Here is a 2,626-nt window from a genome sequence, read left to right as displayed (position 1 = left end):
TTACGGTTTGTATAGGTATTATTGCCAGCTTCCCTGTAATGCATCCGACGAAATTGAGCTTATTGCTGCGGATGCTGCATTATATTCAGCAAAAGGTTCTGATAGAATTTGTAGTTGTTTATACAGTGACCATCGCTTATAACCACAACTGCTGCAAAAAAAAGCCTACGAATGATAAGTATGTACTGGTGGTGTGTCAAAAATGACTCGTGAAGTGATAGGCGATTATAAGGCATATTCGTTAGCTGGCACAGACCAGGAGGTACGCTTTATTACTAATGTGTTAAATTTAAGTCCTGGTCAATCCATTTTGGATTTATACTGTGGTTATGGACGCCATGCGATAGAACTAGCCAAACAAGGCTATGTTGTAACCGGGGTAGATGCTACCAAAGATTTTTTGGACATTGCTGCACAAAAAGCCAAAGAAGCTAATGTAAATATGACCTTCGTGCAGAAAGACATGCGTGAACTGGACTATAATTGCCAGTTTTCAGCGGTAATTAACATGTTTGCTGCTTTCGGTTATTTTAGTGATGATGAGAATGCGAATATCATTAAATTAGTTTCTAAAGCACTGCAGCCAGCAGGTTTATTTTTGATTGATTTATTGAATAAGGAATGGATGCTTCGCAACAGTTTGAATCGCTATTGGAAGCACCCAAGCGGCGAGTATGTATTATCCTACAAGGTCGAGCTAGAAAAAGGTATTGCTACCATGAAACGGCAGCTGATTAATCAAGTTACTGGTGTTAAAACTCAGTATGAATTTGTTTTAAGAGCTTATTCGTTAGCTGAAATGGCTGATATATTTAGTCAAAGCGGCCTATCTATTATCGCTACGTATGGAGGGTTTGACGGACGCGCCTACAGTTCTGAAACGCCGCGAATGATAATTTTGGCTAAAAAGAATAGTTAGTTGATAAAACAGAGACATAGTAGTCTCTGTTTTTTACTGTTTTACTCTTAATCACAGACTCGCTATTCTCTCATAACATAATAGAGAAGGGAATTATGCGAGGTGGGCACAATGCTTGTCACAATTAATAATCGCCCACGAAGTTTCCGTCCTTCCACGGTTGGGGTTGCTTTAAGTGGCGGCGGGCTAAGGGGCATTTCACATATCGGTGTGCTTAAAGCTTTAGATGATCATAACATTCCAATTCATTATATTTCTGGAACTAGCGCAGGGGCTATTGTTGCCAGTATGTATGCTTGTGGATACTCACCGCAGCAAATGCAATCCATTATAAAAAATATCGATCTTTCAGATTTGATCGATTTAAAAATCACTACTTCTGATTTGCTCAAGCACGGCATCAAATGGCTGGTTCATGGAAAATTCCGCTTTTGGTCAGTATTACCTACAGGTTTAATTAAAGGAGAGAAAATAGAAAAATTTTTCACCAACTTATGGCAGCAGAAAACGGTCCGTGATACTAAGATACCACTGGCAATAACTGCTGTTGATATACATTCTGCCGATACCGTCTTTTTTACATCTCCTTTGCCCCAGAATCGAGCGATTCTTAATGCTAGATATTATCATAATACGTTACTAAGCGAAGCTGTCAGAGCCAGTATTTCCATACCTGGAGTTTTTTTTCCTAAAAAGTATCGTGGAATGACACTCGTGGATGGAGCTGTAAAAAACAACTTGCCTACAGATATTTTAAATCATATGGGTGCAAATAAAATTATTGCTGTTGACCTAGGTTATGCTGGTCAGCCCAATTATGAGATTAACTCAGTTGGTGAAATTCTAATGCAATGTATTGAAATCATGGGAAGAGAAGTTACACTAATGAAGTCAGAGCAATATGCTGATGTGATTATTAGACCTCAGACTCATGATTTAAATCATAAGGATTTTAAACAATCGCAGGAATATATTAAGCGTGGTTACCATGCAACTCTTGAAAAAATTAAAGAAATTAAAGAGATGCTTTCAAGTTGATTACAGTTTCTTGTTTATTTTCCTCTGCATATCATACATTGAAATACACTAAATAGGAAATAGACATCCAAAAGTCTGAATAGGGAGGCAGGGGGAATGAATAGAAGGAATATACCATTATTATTTCGTGAGCTTTTCAAATCCTATGATTTTGAAAATAATATAGTAGGGGTTGGCCAGGGGCATAAGTATGTACGTGGTGAAAACACTGGAAAAGATGCGATCACAATCCTTGTTAAAAAAAAATATCCTAAATCAGACTTAAAACGAAGTGCTTTATTACCTAAAATAATGGATGGTATAGCTACAGATATCATCGAAGTAGGAGAGATTCGGTTTTTTAATCGGCGGCGACTAGAGTATTGCCGTCCAGCGCAGCCTGGTATGAGTCTTGGCCATTACAAAATTTCGGCAGGCACTTTTGGTGCTGTAGTTAAAGATAAAATCACCGGTGAGCTTCTAATATTATCTAATAATCATGTGTTGGCCAATATTACTGATGGAACTGACAAACGTGCCAGCATTGGTGATCCAATTATTCAGCCTGGGACATATGACGGCGGCAAAGTTGGAGATTGCACGATTGGCTATTTGCGCCATTTTATACCCATATATCGTGAAAAATCATTTTCACAATGTAAAATTGCCCGAGCTTTTGAAGTTATACTT

The 2,626-nt window shown here is 38.1% G+C and carries 3 protein-coding genes and 1 pseudogene; all 4 read left to right on the top strand.

Features of this window, described 5'->3' with window-relative positions; translation table 11 throughout:
* Positions 1–206: hypothetical protein (locus tag AC29Z1_RS05850; RefSeq protein ID WP_488270518.1), on the top strand; the 206-nt coding region annotated here is incomplete at its 5' end.
* Positions 203–919 (top strand): class I SAM-dependent methyltransferase, encoded by a 717-nt coding sequence (locus AC29Z1_RS05845; RefSeq protein ID WP_488270520.1) that lies wholly within the window; start codon positions 203–205, stop codon positions 917–919. The genes AC29Z1_RS05850 and AC29Z1_RS05845, both read left to right, overlap by 4 nt.
* A gap of 111 nt (positions 920–1,030) precedes the next feature.
* On the top strand, positions 1,031–1,957 hold the full coding sequence (locus AC29Z1_RS05840) for a patatin-like phospholipase family protein (RefSeq protein WP_488270517.1): 927 nt from the start codon (positions 1,031–1,033) through the stop codon (positions 1,955–1,957).
* Positions 1,958–2,053: 96 nt separating this feature from the next.
* A pseudogene (locus tag AC29Z1_RS05835) lies at positions 2,054–2,626 on the top strand (hypothetical protein); the annotation flags it as partial.

The organism is Sporomusa sp. (genome assembly GCF_057736855.1).
The sequence above is the reverse complement of the archived record's forward strand: the minus strand, read 5'-3'. Positions and strand labels throughout refer to the sequence as shown.